This window comes from Pseudomonas sp. RL_105y_Pfl2_101 (genome assembly GCF_963970585.1).
GTDB lineage: Bacteria > Pseudomonadota > Gammaproteobacteria > Pseudomonadales > Pseudomonadaceae > Aquipseudomonas.
Genome location: NZ_CAXAPG010000008.1, coordinates 183684 through 202170 on the forward strand (window position 1 = coordinate 183684; position 18487 = coordinate 202170).

General features: G+C 61.8%; 14 protein-coding genes and 1 pseudogene. 8 read left to right on the top strand and 7 right to left on the bottom strand.

Translation table 11 applies throughout. The features are described from left to right. Positions 1-144 precede the first annotated feature (144 nt). From AACY31_RS12360 to AACY31_RS12380, 5 genes are all read left to right on the top strand, one after another. Positions 145-4467, top strand: a complete 4323-nt coding sequence (locus AACY31_RS12360; RefSeq protein WP_339491717.1) for a DEAD/DEAH box helicase — start codon at positions 145-147, stop codon at positions 4465-4467. A gap of 274 nt (positions 4468-4741) precedes the next feature. Next, a complete protein-coding gene (locus tag AACY31_RS12365; protein ID WP_339481500.1) occupies positions 4742-5668 on the top strand; it encodes a DUF72 domain-containing protein in 927 nt (308 codons plus the stop codon). After that, positions 5665-6474 (top strand): endonuclease/exonuclease/phosphatase family protein, encoded by an 810-nt coding sequence (locus tag AACY31_RS12370; protein ID WP_339481499.1) that lies wholly within the window; start codon positions 5665-5667, stop codon positions 6472-6474. The genes AACY31_RS12365 and AACY31_RS12370 overlap by 4 nt, the downstream gene beginning before the upstream one ends. After that, on the top strand, positions 6471-7769 hold the full coding sequence (clsB, locus tag AACY31_RS12375; RefSeq protein WP_339481498.1) for a cardiolipin synthase ClsB: 1299 nt from the start codon (positions 6471-6473) through the stop codon (positions 7767-7769). Before AACY31_RS12370 ends, clsB begins: the two co-directional genes overlap by 4 nt. Next, positions 7756-8757 carry a lysylphosphatidylglycerol synthase domain-containing protein gene (locus AACY31_RS12380; protein WP_339481497.1) on the top strand — a complete coding sequence of 334 codons (1002 nt, stop codon included), beginning with the start codon at positions 7756-7758 and terminating at the stop codon, positions 8755-8757. The genes clsB and AACY31_RS12380 overlap by 14 nt, the downstream gene beginning before the upstream one ends. 52 nt (positions 8758-8809) lie before the next feature. Here AACY31_RS12380 and AACY31_RS12385 read toward each other — a convergent pair whose 3' ends face one another. The 3 genes from AACY31_RS12385 to AACY31_RS12395 all read right to left on the bottom strand — a co-directional run bounded on the left by AACY31_RS12385 (position 8810) and on the right by AACY31_RS12395 (position 12032). Next, on the bottom strand, positions 8810-9568 hold the full coding sequence (locus AACY31_RS12385; RefSeq protein WP_339481495.1) for an alpha/beta hydrolase family protein: 759 nt from the start codon (positions 9566-9568) through the stop codon (positions 8810-8812). After that, positions 9558-10667: a DUF3182 family protein gene (locus AACY31_RS12390; RefSeq protein ID WP_339481493.1), complete on the bottom strand. Its 1110-nt coding sequence runs from the start codon at positions 10665-10667 to the stop codon at positions 9558-9560. Before AACY31_RS12390 ends, AACY31_RS12385 begins: the two co-directional genes overlap by 11 nt. A gap of 369 nt (positions 10668-11036) precedes the next feature. Continuing rightward, entirely contained in the window at positions 11037-12032 is a 996-nt protein-coding gene (locus AACY31_RS12395; protein ID WP_339481491.1) for a GlxA family transcriptional regulator, read from the bottom strand. Between the two features lie 98 nt (positions 12033-12130). Here AACY31_RS12395 and AACY31_RS12400 point away from each other — a divergent pair, with 98 nt between their 5' ends. After that, complete coding sequence (locus AACY31_RS12400; RefSeq protein WP_339481490.1) at positions 12131-12685, top strand: cysteine hydrolase family protein; 555 nt, start codon at positions 12131-12133, stop codon at positions 12683-12685. On the opposite strand, the gene AACY31_RS12405 is transcribed toward AACY31_RS12400, so the two are convergent. Continuing rightward, complete coding sequence (locus tag AACY31_RS12405; RefSeq protein WP_339504532.1) at positions 12686-12871, bottom strand: hypothetical protein; 186 nt, start codon at positions 12869-12871, stop codon at positions 12686-12688. Between the two features lie 870 nt (positions 12872-13741). Between AACY31_RS12405 and AACY31_RS12410 the strand changes: the two genes are divergently transcribed. Beyond that, the gene (locus AACY31_RS12410; protein ID WP_339481486.1) at positions 13742-15172 is read left to right on the top strand and encodes an alanine/glycine:cation symporter family protein; all 1431 of its coding nucleotides are present in this window, start codon (positions 13742-13744) and stop codon (positions 15170-15172) included. 128 nt (positions 15173-15300) lie between these two features. Here AACY31_RS12410 and AACY31_RS12415 read toward each other — a convergent pair. Next, positions 15301-15423 (bottom strand): annotated as a pseudogene (locus AACY31_RS12415) (helix-turn-helix domain-containing protein); the annotation flags it as partial. Positions 15424-15632: 209 nt separating this feature from the next. On the opposite strand from AACY31_RS12415, the gene AACY31_RS12420 reads away from it, so the two are divergent. Further along, positions 15633-15842 (top strand): hypothetical protein, encoded by a 210-nt coding sequence (locus AACY31_RS12420; protein ID WP_339481485.1) that lies wholly within the window; start codon positions 15633-15635, stop codon positions 15840-15842. Between the two features lie 564 nt (positions 15843-16406). Here the strand turns inward: AACY31_RS12420 and AACY31_RS12425 are convergent. Further along, positions 16407-16928, bottom strand: a complete 522-nt coding sequence (locus tag AACY31_RS12425) for a single-stranded DNA-binding protein (RefSeq protein WP_003206078.1) — start codon at positions 16926-16928, stop codon at positions 16407-16409. A gap of 9 nt (positions 16929-16937) precedes the next feature. Then, entirely contained in the window at positions 16938-18335 is a 1398-nt protein-coding gene (locus AACY31_RS12430) for an MFS transporter (protein ID WP_339491724.1), read from the bottom strand. Positions 18336-18487: the final 152 nt, after the last annotated feature.

Genomic DNA, 18487 nt, shown 5'->3' on the forward strand with positions numbered 1-18487 from the left:
GACCTCTTCGCGAGCAAGCCCGCTCCCATATTTGGAATGCATTCCCCTGTGGGAGCGGGCTTGCTCGCGAAGAGGTCCGAACAGGCAGTAGAGGTCCCGGACGGTACTTGCATCTTCCCCACCCCACCCGCCTAAACTGCCCCCATGAATCTGCCCCTTGCAGCCAACCACGCCATGGCCGGCTTTCACCCCGCCGTTCGCGCCTGGTTCAGCCAGACATTCCCGGCGGTCACGGCCGCCCAGGCCCAAGCGTGGCCGTTGATCGGCCAGCGTCGCTCGACCCTGGTGGCGGCGCCTACCGGCTCGGGCAAGACCCTGACGGCTTTTCTCGCCGTGCTCGATGACCTGGTGCATCGCGGCCTGGAACAGGGCGGCCTGCCGGACCAGACGTTGGTGGTGTATGTCTCTCCGCTCAAGGCCTTGAGCAACGATATCCAGATCAACCTGCAAAATCCGCTGGCCGGCATCACCGAACAGCTGCGACGGATGGACCTGCCGCCGCTGCACATCACCACCGCCGTGCGTACCGGCGACACACCGCAGAAAGAACGCTCGGCGATGCGCAAGACCGCGCCGCACATCCTGGTGACCACCCCCGAATCGCTCTACGTGCTGCTCGGCTCCGACTCCGGCCGACAGATGCTCGCCAGCACCCGCACGGTCATCGTCGACGAAATCCACGCCATCGCCGCCAGCAAGCGCGGTAGCCACCTGGCCTTGAGCCTGGAGCGCCTGCAAGCCCTGTGCGCCGAACCGCTGATGCGCATCGGCCTGTCCGCCACGCAAAAGCCCATCGAAGCGGTGTCACGTTTTCTCGTCGGCGAAGGACGCGCCTGTGAAATCGTCGACATCGGCCACGCCCGCCCCCGGGACCTGGACATCGAGGTGCCGCCAGTGCCGCTGTCGGCGGTGATGGCCAATGACGTGTGGGAACAGGTCTACAACCGCCTCGCCGAGCTGGCCCGGAAACATCGCACCACCCTGGTGTTCGTCAATACGCGGCGCCTGGCCGAACGCCTGAGCCGTCATCTGAGCGAGCGCCTGGGCAAGGACGCCGTGGCCGCTCACCACGGCAGCCTGGCGAAAGAGTTTCGCCTCGACGCCGAACAACGCCTGAAACGCGGCGAACTGCAGGTGCTGATCGCCACCGCGTCCCTGGAGCTGGGCATCGACATTGGCGATGTCGACCTGGTGTGCCAGATCGCCTCGCCCCGCTCGATCTCGGCATTCCTGCAACGGGTCGGCCGTTCCGGCCATCAGGTCGGTGGCACGCCCAAGGGACGCCTGTTCGCCACCACCCGCGACGACTTGATCGAATGTGCCGCCCTGCTCGACTGCGTACGCCGTGGCGAACTCGACATCCTGCACATCCCCAAGGCGCCGCTGGATGTACTGGCCCAGCAGATCGTCGCCGAAGTCAGTTGCCAGGAATGGTCGGAACAAGCGCTGCTGGCAACCTTGCGCCGCGCCGCGCCCTACGCGGAACTGGACGAAGGGCATTACCAGGCGCTGTTGCAGATGCTCGCCGAAGGCCTCAATGGCCGCCTGGGCGTGCGCAGCGCCTACCTGCACCGCGATGCCGTGACCCGGACCTTGCGCGGGCGTCGGGGCAGCAAGCTCACGGCGGTGACCAGCGGCGGCACCATTCCAGACAATGCCGACTACAGCGTGCTGCTCGAACCCCAAGGGCTGAACATCGGCAGCGTCAACGAAGACTTCGCGGTAGAGAGCATTGCTGGCGACGTGTTCCAGTTGGGCAATACGTCGTATCGCATCATTCGCGTCGAGACCGGCCGCGTGCGGGTCGAGGATGCCCAGGGGCAGCCGCCGACCATCCCGTTCTGGCTCGGTGAAGCGCCTGGGCGCAGCGCCGAACTGTCCCTGGCCGTGGCGCGCCTGCAAGCCCAGCTGGATCAACTGCTCGGCGCCACGCCGGGCAACCTGCAATCGGCCCTCGCTTGGCTCACCGGTACCCTGCAACTGAACCTGGCCAGCGCTGAACAACTGGTGGATTACCTGGCCCCGGCGCGCCAGGCCTTCGGCGCCCTGCCGTCCCAGGACACGTTGCTGATGGAGCGTTTTTTCGACGAGTCCGGCGGCACGCAACTGATCATCCACACGCCCTTCGGCAGCCGTATCAACCGCGCCTGGGGGCTGGCCTTGCGCAAGCGTTTCTGCCGCACTTTCAACTTCGAATTGCAGGCCGCCGCCAGTGAAGACGCCATCGTGCTCTCACTGTCCACCAGTCACAGCTTCGAACTGGACGAGGTCTGGCGCTACCTCAACAGCCACAGCGCCGAACAGATCCTGGTCCAGGCGGTGCTGGATGCACCGCTGTTCGGCGTGCGCTGGCGCTGGAACGCTGGCGTGGCCCTGGCCTTGCCGCGCTACGTCGGCGGACGCAAAGTCGCGCCGCAGATCCAGCGGATGAAAAGCGAGGACCTGATTGCCAGCGTGTTTCCGGACCAGATCGCCTGCCTGGAAAACCTGGCCGGCGAGCGTGAGATCCCCGACCACCCTTTGGTGGAACAGACCCTCGACGATTGCCTGCACGAAGCCATGGACAGCGAAGGCTGGCTGACGCTGTTGCGGCGCATGGAAGCGGGCAAGGTTCGCCTGATCAGCCGCGACCTGCCAGCACCCTCACCGCTGGCGGCCGAAATTCTCAGCGCCCGCCCCTACACCTTTCTCGACGATGCGCCGCTGGAAGAACGGCGGACCCAGGCCGTGATCAACCGGCGCTGGAGCGATCCACAGGCCACCGACGACCTGGGCGCACTGGACGCCGACGCCATCCAGTCGGTCCGCTGTGAGGCCTGGCCGACACCGGCCAATCTCGATGAGATGCATGAAGCCTTGATGAGCCTGGCCTGCATCGCCGACAGTGAAGCCGACACCCACGCGCCGTGGCTGGATTGGCTGCAGGCATTGGCCGCGAGTGGTCGCGCCAGCCACCTGCAGATCACTGCCGAGCGTGGTCTGTGGGTGCCGCTGGAGCGCCTGACCTGCCTGCAAGCCCTTTATCCACAAGCCCGCTGGCAACCGGCGCTGACCGCCCTGGCAGGTTTCGATGAAGCCTGGGGCGGTGACGAAGCGTTGGTGGAAGTGCTCCGCGCCCGACTCAGTGCCTTTGGTCCGTTACCGTTGAAGGCCATCGCCTACCCGCTGGGGCTGTCGACCCCGCAGGTCACCCAGGCCCTGGCGCAGCTTGAACAACAAGGCTATGTGCTGCGCGGACGGTTCACGCCGGGCACCAGGCAAGAGGAATGGTGCGAGCGGCATTTGCTGGCGCGGATCCATCGCTACACGGTCAAGCGCCTGCGCCGGGAAATCGAACCCGTGACGTTGCAGGATTTCATGCGGTTTCTGTTCGACTGGCAGCACCTGTCATCGTCGACCCAAGGCCGGGGCAATGCCGTGTTGCCATCGATCCTGGGCCAGTTCGAAGGCTTCCCGGCCGCTGCCTCTGCCTGGGACAGCGACCTGCTGCCGGCGCGGGTCAAGGACTATTCGCCCCGTTGGCTCGATGAGTTGTGCCGCAATGGCAAGTGGGTATGGACGCGCCTGAGCACGCGCCAGAAGCCTTCCGCCAGCGCCCTGCGCAGCACGCCGGTGGTGTTGCTGCCGCGCAGCCAGGTGACATTGTGGAGCAGCCTGGCCGGGCAAACGGCCCTTGATGAGTTGTCGCCCAAGGCGCAAAAAGTCCATCAGGCCCTCAGCGAACACGGCGCACTGTTTTTCGATGAACTGGTCCACGAAGCCCACCTGCTGCGCAGCGAACTGGAAATCGCCTTGCAGGAACTGGTGGGCGCCGGGTGGGTGAATGCCGACAGTTTCGCCGGCTTGCGCGCGCTGATCACCCCGGCCAGCAAACGCCAGGCCCGCAGCAGTCGGCGCGGGCGTGGAGCGTTTGTCGGTGGCATGGACGACGCCGGCCGCTGGGCCTTGTTGCGCCGCAGTCAAGCGGTGCCCGTGGAGGGCAACCGCCCCGCGCCCACCGCGCCGCAAACCCTGGAACACATCGCCATGACCCTGCTGCGCCGTTACGGCGTGGTGTTCTGGCGCTTGCTGGAGCGGGAGGCGGATTGGTTGCCGAGCTGGCGCGAGCTGCTGCGCACCTTTCATCGCCTGGAGGCGCGGGGCGAGATTCGTGGCGGGCGTTTTGTCAGTGGGCTGGCGGGCGAACAATTCGCCCTGCCCGAAGCCATCCCACTGCTGCGCGAGACCCGTCGGCGCCCCTCCGACGGCAGCCTGGTGGCGGTGTGCGGCGTCGACCCGCTGAACTTGGCCGGCACCTTGCTGCCGGGGCCGAAAGTGCCGGCATTGGCGACTAATCGACTGGTGTATCGCGATGGTTTGCCGGTGGCGGCGCAGATTGCTGGCAAGCAGCATCTTTGGGTGGCGTTGGATGATCAAGCGATGACTGAAGTGCGCAATAAGGTCATCCATAAAAATTGCGGCCAGTAGCTCACCAGATGCTTCGTTCCCCTCCTTCGGTTCCTTGATCAACCGCTTGGGCAACACCACCCGGCTGGCGAGGGAATTCAGGTGGGCGTAAGGCTCGCTCGCGATAGCGGCACCGCAGTCTTTCAGGCATCGAGGCGCCTGTTCGCGGGCAAGCCTTGCTCCCACACAACGGGCACGCCCCCCCACCGCTGGGCACCCCATCGAAACTTTCCGGACCGCGCAACAGTCATCACAAGACACAGGCAGTACGAGGTCATTGGCACGGGAGGGATACATGACGGCGATCCACATTGGTATTTCCGGCTGGCGCTACACACCTTGGCGGGGGGATTTCTACCCCAAGGGGCTGACTCAGAAACGGGAATTGCAATTCGCCTCGCGAGCGGTCAACAGCATCGAAATCAATGGATCGTTCTACGCCCTGCAACGCCCCGAACGGTATGCCCAGTGGTATGCCGAGACACCGCCCGGCTTCGTGTTCAGCGTCAAGGCCCCGCGTTTCATCACCCACATCAAGCGCCTGCGGGACATCCGCAAGCCGTTGGCCAACTTCTTTGCCTCCGGCGTGCTGGAACTCAAGGAAAAACTGGGGGCAATCCTCTGGCAGTTTCCGCCCAGTTTCGAATTCGACTCGGAACTGTTCGAGGTCTTCCTCAAGCAGCTGCCCCACGACACCGAAGGCGCCGCCGCCTTGGCCCACGAGCACGAGCCGCGCCTGGACGGCCACGCCAGCATCATGACTGACAAAAAGCGCCCACTGCGCCACGCCGTAGAAATCCGCCATGACAGTTTTATCGACCCGCACTTCGTCACGTTGCTCAAGCGCTACGACGTGGCCTTGGTGATCGCCGACACGGCCGGTAAGTGGCCCTACCGCGAAGACGTCACCAGCGATTTCGTCTACCTGCGCCTGCACGGTGCCGAGCAGCTGTACGCCAGCGGCTATACCGACGAAGCGTTGAAGCGCTGGGGCAGCCGGATCGAGGCCTGGAGCCACGGCAAGCAACCCGCCGACGCCCACCTGATCGACCCCGACAAGAAACCTCGGGCCCGCAAAAGCCGGGAAGTGTTCTGCTATTTCGACAACGACATCAAAGTCCGCGCGCCCTATGACGCGCGCCACTTGCTGGAACACTTCCATCTGGACAAGGACCTCGCCACCGCACCCGGCGAGCGCCCGGCCGAAGGGGTATTGCCATGAACCGCCCGGAAACCGGCGAAGCGACCCACGAGCCGACCCAGCCACAGCCCCAGGATTTCGACCAGGTCAGCCACTTCACCGTGCTGACGGTCAACACCCATAAGGGCTTCACCGCCCTGAACCGGCGCTTCATCCTGCCGGAACTGCGCGAAGCGGTGCGCAGCGTGTCCGCCGACGTGGTGTTCTTGCAGGAAGTCCACGGCACCCACGAACACCACCCCCAGCGCTACAGCAACTGGCCGAGCATGCCGCAATACGAGTTCCTCGCCGACAGCCTCTGGCCGCAGTTCGCCTACGGGCGCAACGCGGTGTACCCGGCGGGCGACCACGGCAACGCGCTGTTGTCGAAATTCCAGATCATCCGCCACGACAATCTGGACGTGTCCATCAGCGGCCACGAAAACCGCGGCATGCTCCACAGCGTGCTGCGCCTACCGGGCGATGGACCGCAAGTGCATGCCATTTGCGTGCATTTGGGGCTGCGCGAAGGTCATCGTGTCGCGCAACTCAAGCTGCTTTGCCAGCGCTTGAGCGAACTGCCGCCCGACGCGCCAGTGATCGTCGCTGGCGACTTCAACGACTGGCGCGGCAAGGCCAGTGAACTGCTCGAACCCAGTGGCCTGCGCGAAGTGTTCGCCGAACAGTGGGGCAAACCGGCCCGCAGCTTTCCGGCGCGACTGCCGGTCCTGCGTCTGGACCGCATCTACGTGCGCAACCTCAAGGCCCGTCATGCCAAAGTATTGAATGTACGCCCTTGGTCACACCTGTCCGACCACGCACCGCTGTCGGTGGAGATCCAATTATGAGCGCGACGATGAACAAGGCGACGGTTGAGCAGGTCGAGTCGCCACCCTCCGAGCGCAACCCGGCGCTGACGGATATCGAATACGGCTGGCACGGCAACAATCGCGTCAAGCTGCTGGAAAACGGCGAGGAGTATTTCCCCAGAGTCTTCGAGGCCATTCGTCGGGCCGAAACTGAAATCCTCCTGGAGACCTTCATCCTGTTCGAGGACAAGGTTGGCTATGAACTGCGGGATCTGTTGGTCGAAGCCGCCGAGCGTGGCGTGCGCATCACCGTCAGCCTCGATGGCTTCGGCTGCGGTGAGCTGACCACCGCTTTCCTGGCCTCGTTGAGCGACGCCGGGGTGCGCTTGCAGATATTCGACCCGGCGCCTCGGCACCTGGGGATCCGCACCAACTGGTTCCGCCGCCTGCACCGCAAAATCGTGGTGGTGGACGGGGTGATTGCGTTTATCGGCGGGATCAATTTTTCCGCCGATCACCTGGGCGATTTCGGCCCCGAGGCCAAGCAGGACTATTGCGTGGAGGTCAAAGGCCCGGCGGTGGTGGATATCCATCACTTCGCGCTGTTGCAAAGCGGCCGACCGGCCCGGGCCAAATACTGGTGGCAACGCCGCCGCAGCCGTCGCAACGAGCTGGCGTTCAGCGACCACGACGGCCAGGTGCGCCTGGTTTACCGGGATAACCACGAACATCAAACCGACATCGAAGAGGTCTACCTGCAAGTACTGCGCAGGGCCCAACGGCGGGTGGTGATCGCCAACGCCTATTTCTTCCCTGGCTACCGGTTGCTGCGCGAGATCCGCAATGCCGCGCGCCGTGGCGTGGAAGTACGACTGATCCTGCAGGGCCAGCCGGACATGATGATCGCCAAGCTCGCCGCCCGCATGCTCTACAGCTACCTGCTCAAGGCCGGCGTGGTGATCTACGAATATTGCGAGCGCCCCCTGCACGGCAAGGTCGCCCTGGTGGATGAGGACTGGAGCACCGTGGGTTCGAGCAACCTCGACCCGCTGAGCTTGTCCCTGAACCTGGAAGCCAATGTGCTGATCCGCGACCGGGCGTTCAACCGCGAGCTGTTCGAGCGCCTCGACTACCTGAGCCGCTACCATTGCGCCGCCATGCCCGAGGACCGCGCCCCCCGCGGCCTGTTGTGGCGCATGACCATCGGTTTCATGGTGTTCCACTTTTTGCGCCATTTCCCGGCCTGGGCCGGCTTGCTACCGGCCCATAAACCGCGTCTGAAACCCTTTTCGCCGCCGTCGGCGGTCCGGAGCGCCCCCCATGACCCCTTCTGAAGCGCACACCGCGCCGAGAGCTGCCCATGGGCCGGAACAGTCCAAGCCCAAATCCCGCTGGAGCCGCTGGAAAAGACCGCTGAGCCTGGCGTTTTTCCTGCTGTTGATCGTGCTGTTTACCGCCTTGGCCCGACGCATCGATTGGGCCGAAGTGTTCGCCACCCTGGCCGCTTTCAAGGTGCGCACCTTGGTCATCGCCGCCGCGCTGACCGTCACCAGCTTCATCACCTATGCCTGCTTCGACTTGATCGGCCGCACCTACATCCGCCAGAAATTGGGTTGGCGGCAGATCTTGCCGGTGGGGGTGATCAGTTACGCGTTCAACCTCAACCTCAGCGCCTGGGTCGGTGGCATCGCCATGCGCTATCGGCTGTATTCACGGCTGGGGGTCAGCACCGGGAATATTGCCAAGATTCTCGGCCTGAGCCTGGCCACCAACTGGTTCGGCTACATGACCCTGGCCGGGGTGGTGTTCAGCAGCGCCCTGGTGACCATGCCGCCGGGTTGGAAACTCAGCAGCGATGCGCTGCAAGGCGTCGGCGCGCTGTTGTTGCTGGTGAGCGCCGGTTACCTGGTGGCCTGCCGGTTTTCCAAGCGCCGGGCGTGGACGATTCGCGGCATGGAAATCAACCTGCCTTCGCTGCGCATGGCGGTGCTGCAACTGGCGCTGGGCGCGCTGAACTGGTCGTTGATGGCGGCGGTGATCTTCACGTTGCTGCCCGGCAAACTGGATTATCCGATGGTGCTCGGGGTGTTGCTGATCAGCAGCATTGCCGGGGTGATCACCCACATTCCGGCAGGGCTTGGGGTGCTGGAGGCGGTGTTCGTTGCGCTGCTGCAACATGAAGTGTCGCGGGGCAGCCTGCTGGCGGGTCTGATCGCCTACCGGGCGATCTACTTCATCCTGCCGTTGCTGATTACCGTGGTGATGTACCTGGTGATCGAGGCGAAGGCCAAGGCGTTGCGGGTCAAGCCTAGGCTCAAGTGATGGGTTGCCCGTAGCGGCTTATCGCGAGCCTGCTCGCGATGAGGCCCGCCATCTACCGCTCCTGAATAATGCTCAACCGCTCTCCCACCACCATTTCCGTGATCCAGCCCACCAGGATCGAGGTGTAGGCCTGCTGTGACACGGGGTCGCTCAAGGCATGGTCGGCGCCGTCGATGATCCGGTGAGTCAGTGAGTGGGTCTGCTGGCACGCCGCCCGGTAGCTCATGATGGTGGCATGAGGGACGTAGGCATCGGTCTCGGACTCCACCAGCAACACATCGCCGGTGAACTGCGAACATGCCTGCAAGGCGCGATTGGTGCTGGCATGCACCAGGGTGCCGCGGTAATCCAGCAGGTCGGTCTTGTCCAGATCGCGCTTGGGCGTGTGCCATTGCTCGTCGCGGTACAGCGCCGGCACCCGCAGGGCCAGCCAACGTACCGGGCGCAGCGACGTCAGGATCGAAGCCAGGTAGCCGCCATAACTGGTGCCCACCACGGCAATCGCCGAGGTATCCAAGGCTGGGTGCGCGAGCAGTCGGTCGTATGCCGCCAACAGGTCCCGCAGATTGTCCTCGCGGGTGACCCGCGCCAACGGAATCCCCGCCCCGCCGGTGTGTCCACGCAAGTCGAAGGTCAGGCACACGCAACCCAGGCCGGCGATGCCTTTGGCCCGTTCCAGGTCGCGCTCCTGACTGCCACCCCAACCGTGCACGAACAACACGCCAGGGACCTTCGACTTGGGACTCAGGAACGTCCCGTTCATGCGTTCATCGTCAATCTCGATCTGAATGGTTTCACTGCTAGCCGTCATAGGATTGAACCGTTACGTATTTGAGAAGGAAGTCGCCGTTGTGCGCCGCGCCGCGATAGACCTCCCTCGCGCCGGGCGGCAGCGGTTGTTCGGTGTAGGTCTCCACCGAGGACACCCGTACCGCGCTGGTTGCGGGCGCTTCGACGAACACCTGCAACGCCGCCAGTTCAGCGCTGCTGGCGCCGCCCATGCGCCACGACTGTTCCAACACGCCGCCACGCGGCTGGCCGGCGGCATCCAGGCCCTGGGCAATGTCGTAATTGCGCCGCGACGCAAAAAAACTCGGGTAGGCCTGGTTCGCGGCATCATCGAACACTTGCGCCAGCCGCACCGCCTCACGCACATCGTCGGGCAGTTCGAGCCTGAGCAACTCAATATAGCCGCCCTGCACCACCAGCAGGTCCGACCCGCCGTACACCTCCACCCCTTCGCTGTCGTGGGTCAGGTGTTGCACGCCGCAATAGCTCAAGACCTTGCCGTTGATGAAGCTCTGGCCGACGCTCTGGGTCTTGACCTCGTTGAGGTGCTGTTCCAGCACCACCCCATCGTGAAACAGCGCCTGGGCGTCAGGCCCGGCGACAATTTCATCGAACTGCGCCAGGCTCTTGATCAGCCGCTGGCCACGCCCGGCACAGGCATGGATCGGCTTGAGGCGAATCGGCCCGGTGTACAACAAGTGCTCGGCGGCGGGGCGCGCATCCTTGAGCGAAAAGACCGTCACGCCATCGAGCACCGCGCCTCGTGTGTGCTTGGCAAACAGGGGCGACCAGCCTTTGGGCGCCACGGCGTCCTTATTCAACAGACCATGGGTAATCGCCTTGGTGCAGATAAAATCATGCTCGACATACCCACCCCACACATCCTCCGGCCCCTGGACTCCCAGGCGCATCGCGGCTTCGGCGCCGATCAGGGTTTGCGTGGGCAACAGATAGAGATCATGACCGGCATGCCGCTGGGAGTCATGACTGTCGCCGTACTCCCATCCCAGGATCTGTGCCAGCCACTGGGCCAGCGCGCGATTGGTCTCGACCTCATGGCGCGGCGCTTGTGGATTGACCGAATAGGCCACTACCCGCTTGTTGCGATTGACTGGTGTCATGCGTTGCCCTTTTTCCTGCGCTCGATGGCTTTAGACAAGGGAAGCTGCAGAGATCAGGCCAACGGTGTCATCGCAAGGATGGGGTGGCCACGCGGGTGTATTGCGCGCAGTTGATAGCACCGGGCCTGTTTCATTCTGCACGACACACAATTGACGTCCCGCAAATTGCACGATGGCCAGCAGCAGACGCAACCCCATCCTGTGGCGAGGGAGTCCCCGCTAGGTGTAGGAGCCTGCGATCTTTTGATGTTGATCTTTCGCTCTGGATTCAATTGGTTGTGGAAAGGTCGCAGCCTCGTTGCACTCGACAGCTCCTACACAGCTCCACACAGCTCCTACAAGCGCAGCCCAGCGGGGCAAGCGGGTCAGTCAACCCTTGGGAGTACTCGGCGGGCTCACCCCAAACCGCGCCCGGTAATCACTCGGCACCAACCCGGTGATTTTCTTGAACGTCGCGCGAAAGGCGCTCGGGTCCTGGTAACCGACGGTCCAGGCAATGTGGTCGATGGTGCCATTGGTGAATTCCAGCATTTCCCGGGCCTTGCCAACCCGCAGGTGCTGGCAGTATTCGGTGGGCTTGAGCCCGGTGGCGGCGCGAAACCTGCGCAGGAAAGTACGTTCTTCCAGACCGGCGCGTTCGGCCATCGCACCGAGGGAAACCTCCACCGCGCCGCTGCTTTGCAACCAATGCTGGACCTTGAGAATCGCCGGGTCGCCATGGCCGAGGATGGGCGCAAAGTTACTGCCGCACTGGCTCGCGCTGTCGCTGTGCTCGATCACCAGAAATTGCGCCGTGCGCGTGGCGATGCTGGGGCCGAGCAGGCGGTCCACCAGGCGCAGCCCCAGTTCCGACCAGGCCATCAGCCCGGCGGTGGTGATCAGGTCACCGTCGTCGACGATGGGTTTGTCGGCGTTGAGCTTGATCTTCGGGTAACGCGCGGCAAAGGTCTTGGCCGAGGTCCAGTGGGTGGTGGCGCTGCGCCCGTCGAGCAGGCCGCTTTCGGCCAGCAGGATCGAGCCCACGCAAACCCCGCCCAGCACTGTGCCGTCGGCATGCTGCGCCCGCAGCCAATCCATCAGCGCCTGGGAGACCAAGCCTGCACTGAAACCGGCAAGGGACGGTGGAATCAACAACGCCACCAGCTTGCCCGCCGGGCCGGTTTCGCTGTCGAACACCCGCAGCGGAGCCTCGCCCTCCTCCGCCCGCCAGTGACTCACCCGCAGCGTTGGCAACTGCACGCTGGCATGCTCGGCCGCGATCCGCTGCGCCACGGCAAACAGATCGGTCAAGCCATGCACCGCCGCCAGTTGCGCGCCGGGGTAGATGAGCACCCCAAGCTCGGCGACTGCCCTTTGCTGCGTCATTGTCAGTTTTCCCTCGCTTATTGTCGTTGCGGCCAATCCTCGAAGCGGCGGCAAAAGCCAATACTGGCTTCACACCCAATCTGATCAAGGAAGCCCCCATGTCCAAACAAGCGCTCATCGTAGTCGATATCCAGAACGACTACTTCCCCCAAGGCAAATGGCCGTTGGTCGGCGCCCAAGCCGCTGCCGATAACGCCGCTCGCTTGATCGAAGCCTTTCGCCAGGCTGACGACAGCGTGGTGCATGTCCGCCACGAATTCACCTCCGACGACGCGCCATTCTTCACCCCTGGCTCCGAAGGCGCACAGTTGCACCCCAAGGTGCTCAACCGCGCCGATGAACCAGTGGTCCTCAAGCACTTCGTCAATTCGTTTCGCGAAACCGAACTGCAAGCCATCCTCGACCAGCACGGCATCGAACAACTGGTGGTGGTCGGCAGCATGAGCCACATGTGCGTTCACGGCGTGGTGCGGGCGGCAGCGGACCTGGGCTACGGCGTCACGGTGATCCATGATGCCTGCGCCACCCTCGACCTGGAATTCAACGGCGTCGTCGTGCCGGCAGCCCAGGTGCATGCGGCGTTCATGGCCGCGCTGGGTTTTGCCTACGCGAGTGTGGTGAGCACCGAGCAATTCCTGGCGGCCAATCGCTAACTACACGGCACCTCTAAAGAAACGCAAAAAAAACCGCGCTTCGTCGACGAAGTGCGGTTTTGCCTCAAGCATCAAGGGTGTGCCCGGAAGCTCGTCGCCACGAATCCCATCTGCTGCGCTACGCAGCCACTGCCCCGCCACGTCGGTCAACCGCACATGAAGGGTGCTGCATTCGATGGCCTCCATGGCCGTCCTTGTGCGTAATAGGAAACGCCAATACCACTCAAGGCCTTGCCCTCGGTCTTCAGATCCCGGCCGATGCGAGCAAAGGACAAGGCCACGTGGTTGAGCCAGTCGGTTGGCGAGACGATGCAGGTGCTATTGGATCTGGATTTGTGAGCAAGACCTGGATCGCGCGGTGTCCTCGAGCCACGAACCTGGCCTGCGCTCAGAAATAAAAAGCCCCAAGGGCAGAGTGCGCTTGGGGCCTTTTTCAAACTATTGGCGGAGTAGACTCGTTACGCAACTCTATGCACAGCAGCTAACATTCATGGCTGGTGGGGTATTGCGGCTGATCAAGCAATGGCTTGAGGTAGCCGTTATCGAACTTATTGACGGAAAACCTCGACGCACCAACGAAGCCAAGCTTACGCACCGTGGCAGCGCCCAAGGATCGGTAATCTCACCGCTGTCGAGAGAAAGGGGGAAAGGTGAAATGAGATACTTGTCTCGTGCTCCCAGCAGCCAGTGCTATTGGGCAGGAGATGCCTCGGAATCTCGGGGGCTGTCGCTATCCAACAATCCATGTGCAAGACACATGGTCGCGGTTGGCATGCACAGAACAGCCCCTGAGGCTGATTAAGCATCACTCTCAGGGCGCCGAAACTACCGCTCTGTAGTACAGTTGCCCCCGCCAGGGCCCGGCCACTGCCAGCGATAAGGGCCGGTGCTGCCCTCGAACAACTCGACGGTGCCGTACTGCGGGTGTTCGGATCGGGAACGGTCGGCGGCACCGAAACGTGCGAAGCCGATAAATCGGACGTCAAACCAGGCAGATACTGATCGCGGCGCTCTCAAGAGAGAGGCACCGCCGATAATAAGAAATAGGAGATACAGATGGAATTCCTGCAAACGCTGTTTGGGTATGTCGACAGCCTCACGTGGGGGTGGTCGCTTATTCCCATCCTCGTCGTCTTTGGCGTGTTCATCACAATTATGTCGGGTTTCGTCCAGTTCGAGTTCTTCGGCCGGATGTTCCGCGTGCTCTCAGGAAAGAACCAGAACAGCGACCCCAACAACCTCAGCGCGCGACAGGCGCTCCTCGTGTCCGTGGGCGGTCGCGTCGGCGGCGGGAACATTGCCGGCGTAGCGGTAGCCATTACGCTCGGTGGGCCTGGCGCGGTTTTCTGGATGTGGTGCATCGCGCTGGTTGGCATGGCGACGAGTCTCGTTGAATGCACGCTTGCTCAGGTTTATAAGAGCACCGACGGTGAACACTCCTTCCGTGGCGGCCCAGCCGACTATATCCGGCGTGGCCTCGGGTCGAACTACAACTGGCTGGCGATCGTCTATGCGGTCTGCTTGCTGTCGGCCTTCGGCCTTGGCTTCAACGCGTTCCAAGGCAACACTGTTGCGGGCGCGGTGCAGGATTCGTTCGGGATCAGCCGCTACGTGACCGGAGCGCTACTGGTCATCGTCACGGGATTTGTGATCTTTGGTGGCATCAAGCGTATCGCCAAGGCGGCCGATGTCGTGGTGCCGGTCATGGCGCTGGGTTACCTGGCCCTTGCCCTGATCGTCATCGCGATGAACCTCGGTGAGATTCCGGCGCTCTTCGTACACATCGTCTCGAGCGCCTTCGGCTACGAAGAAGCCATCGCCGGTGGTATGGGAGCCGCAATTGCGCAAGGCTTGCGGCGCGGGCTGTTCTCAAACGAGGCTGGGCTCGGTTCGGCACCGAACGTCGCAGCGACCGCACTGGTACACCACCCGGTCAGCCAGGGCATCACCCAATCGTTCTCGGTCTTCATCGACACGATCGTGATCTGCTCTTGCACCGCGTTCATCATTCTGCTGGGTGATGTCTATGTGGCCGGTGCAACAGGTATCGACGGTATCGTGCTGACACAGCAGTCGCTGGCCAGCCATTTTGGCGAATGGTCGCGCTACGCGCTGACACTGGCGATCCTGCTCTTCGCCTTTTCGTCTATCATCTACAACGTTTATCTGGGTGAGAACGCACTGGCGGCAATCACCAAGTCCAAACCAGCCCTGCTGGTGCTGCGCGTGCTGATCCTGGGCTTGATTTTCCTCGGCGCGGCCGCTCCAAACGCGACCGCGGTGTTCTTCTTCTCAGACCCAATGATGGGTATTCTGGCACTCGTGAACCTTATTGCGATTCTGATGCTTTTCCCTACGGCAATACGGGTGATCAACGACTTCCGTGCGCAGTTGAAAGCGGGCGTGGAAAGGCCGCTCTTCGATCCGGCGAAATTCCCCGACCTCGATATCGACCGCAAGGCATGGGATATAAATCGCTGGAAATGATCCGGGCTCGGTCGCGGCCTGAAGTTGGCTGCGTACACATCTGACGCAAGCTCATTCGGGCTTCGTCAAATCTGCGGGCACTGCCGCCATGGCCAACGTCATGGCGGCAGGTATTGCCCGACCGCATGCAGCCCTCGTTCCGTCGTGCTGAGATCAGTACGACTGCTGACAAATGAGAAATCCTCTTGAGTAAGCCCCCTCCTAGTCCTCAACCGCTTTAATGCAAGACTAAAGGCTTGCTTCAGCTCCATCTTGCGAACCTCGCAAAACAGAAGATAAAGCCTTCTAGACCACTGTAGAGCTACAATCTATATCTTATCAACTGGAAGGGTCAAAACCAGGAGCACCATGCAGTTGATGAAACTGGACTAAACTTTGTTCACTCCAAAACAAGCCCTGAAGTTAAAAATATTTTTACAGCAATCACCAAGCTAGAGCGTCAGTTATTTCCTGATGCTTTATGCGCAGCGCTGCTTTCAGAAAAAGAGCTTCTAGAAAAAAACTTACTATGGTCAACCGAAAATTAGATGATGTGCAATTTATGGCACTCGCAAAATCAGAAACTATAGATAACTTTGTTGAAAGTAAAAAAATCTGCGAAGCTTTGCTGTCATCAATAGAGGCGGATATGACATATATCGAGCAGTGGCAACAACTTTCTGCGTCTTAAAATTAATTCGCTCTGTACGCCCTGTTGCGATTTAAGTCCTACACGCTCATTAATGGCCCACCCCTCAGCCTCGTACCTATTTCTCGGGGGTGCAGGCCAATCCGAGGGATATTTTGTTGTGCATGCAGGAGTGTCCTTCAAATTGCCTTGGCCTAACGGGCGGGTTAGCTTTCAATCAGCGCCGACACTCTGTTGCCGCTGATGCAGAATTGACCCTGCTGGCGAAATTTCGCTGACCCAAGCTTCTACTTCGTAAAGCGTTAGCAGGTCTAACTTTGGGCTGAATACTTATGGGGCAACGCCAAGTCGACAGATGGGCCAACTCTGCATAAGCGATAACACAGAGGCATCCCTCCCTCATCGACTAGAACGATAAATCGCTCACCATTCGAGGATTTAATTCTCCGCGCTGACAGCTCCACGACAGACTCCTTTCTTTACGTTTTTACAGGGTATTAATTCTTAAGAACTTGCTCAAGATATTTTTTACGCCCATAAAAACGCGAAACCCCCGCATCGCGGGGGTCTCAGGCCTAAACTTTACAAAATAGTCTTAGGTAGGAATTAGAACGGAATATCGTCATCAAAGCTGTCGAAATCCGGAGCCGGCTGCGGAGCAGCCTGTTGTGGGGCCGGGCGTTCGCGTTGTGGCTGTGGCGCCGACTGCGGACGAGGCGCCTGCTGACGCGGGGCCGGAGCCGACTGCTGGTAGTTGTTGCCACCTTGTTGCTGGTCGCCTTGTGGACGGCCGCCCAGCAGTTGCATGGTGCCTTGCATGTCGACCACGATTTCGGTGGTGTAACGCTTGATACCGTCCTTTTCCCACTCGCGGGTCTGCAGCTTGCCCTCGATGTACACCTGCGAACCCTTGCGCAGGTATTCGCCGGCGATCTCAGCCACTTTGCCGAACATCGACACGCGGTGCCATTCGGTCTTCTCGACCTTCTGGCCGGTCTGCTTGTCGGTCCACTGTTCACTGGTCGCCAGACTCAGGTTGGTCACGGCGTTGCCGTTCGGCAGGTAACGAACTTCGGGATCCTGGCCGCAAGTACCGACCAATATGACTTTGTTAACCCCACGGGCCATAACGTTCTCCTAGGCTTCGCACGTGCTCGGGGCCGGGTTGTTCACCAGGCGCTCGAGCGTCGCACGATCCAATAATTCGGTGTCCAGTTTGATGTAAACGGCCGCTTCGTCGGCGACCACCACTGCATCGGTTACTCCAACGACGGCCTTCAGACGCTCAGTCAGGCCAGCCTCACGAATCGCCTCGGGCGATAAGGGCAAGCGCAGGCTCGTCACATAGGGAGGTTCGCGCATGGTAACAGCAAAGGCTAACCAAAGTGCAGCCAGCGCGGCACAACCCAGGAACACAACCGACAAACCGCCATGCTGGAACAGCCAGCCGCCGAGGATCCCGCCCAACGCCGAACCCAGGAACTGACTGGTGGAATAAACCCCCATCGCCGTGCCCTTGCCGCCCGCCGGTGAAACCTTGCTGATCAGCGACGGCAGCGATGCTTCCAACAGATTGAACGCGGTGAAGAACACCACCGTGCCGATCACCAGGGCCCGCAAGCTGTCGCCGAACTGCCAGAAGAATAGCTCAGTGAGCATCAGCGTCATGACGGAGCCGAGCAAAACTCGTTTCATTTTGCGTCGTTTCTCGCCATAGATGATGAACGGAATCATGGCGAAGAACGAAATCAGCAGCGCCGTCAGGTAGACCCACCAGTGCTGCTCCTTGGGCAGGCCGGCCTTCTCGACCAGGGCCAGCGGCAAGGCTACGAAGCTGGACATCAGCATGGCGTGGAGCGCGAAAATGCCCAGGTCCAGGCGCAACAGATCCGGGTGCTTGAGCGTCGGGATCAATGCCTGGCGCGCCACGCCGGATTCACGGTGCTGCAGCGGGCCGGTGGCGTGCGGCACCATGAACGCCACGATCAGAATCCCCACCAGGGCCATGGCCCCAGTCGCCAGGAACAGGCCAGACAAGCCAAAGGCGCGGGTCACCAAGGGGCCGACCACCATGGCCACGGCGAACGACAGACCAATGGTCATGCCGATCATGGCCATGGCCTTGGTGCGATGTTGTTCGCGGGTCAAGTCCGACAGCAGCGCCATGACTGCCGCGGAAATAGCCCCGGCGCCCTGTAGGATGCGTCCGGCGATCACGCCCCAGATCGAGTCGGCATTTGCCGCCAGCACACTGCCAAGGGCGAAGACGATCAGCCCCAGATAGATGACCGGACGCCGGCCGATGCGGTCGGAAATGACCCCGAACGGGATCTGGAAGATCGCCTGGGTCAGGCCATAAGCGCCAATCGCCAGCCCGATGAGAGCCGGGGTCGCGCCAGCCAGGTCCATGCCATAGGTCGCCAGCACCGGCAACACCATGAACATGCCCAGCATACGGAAGGCGAACACCAGGGCCAGACCGCTTGCTGCGCGTGTCTCGCCACTACTCATGCGTTCGCTGTGGGGATCTTGCATGGAAAAACCTCATGTGAACCGGCGGCGATTCTACCAGTCCCATCGATTGAGAGGGTATATGGCGACCGTTTGCCGCGCAGTCTTCATGTATGGCTGCGATCGCACCTTCAATAGTGTGCATCCATCCAGTATTTGCCCGTATACTCCTACGT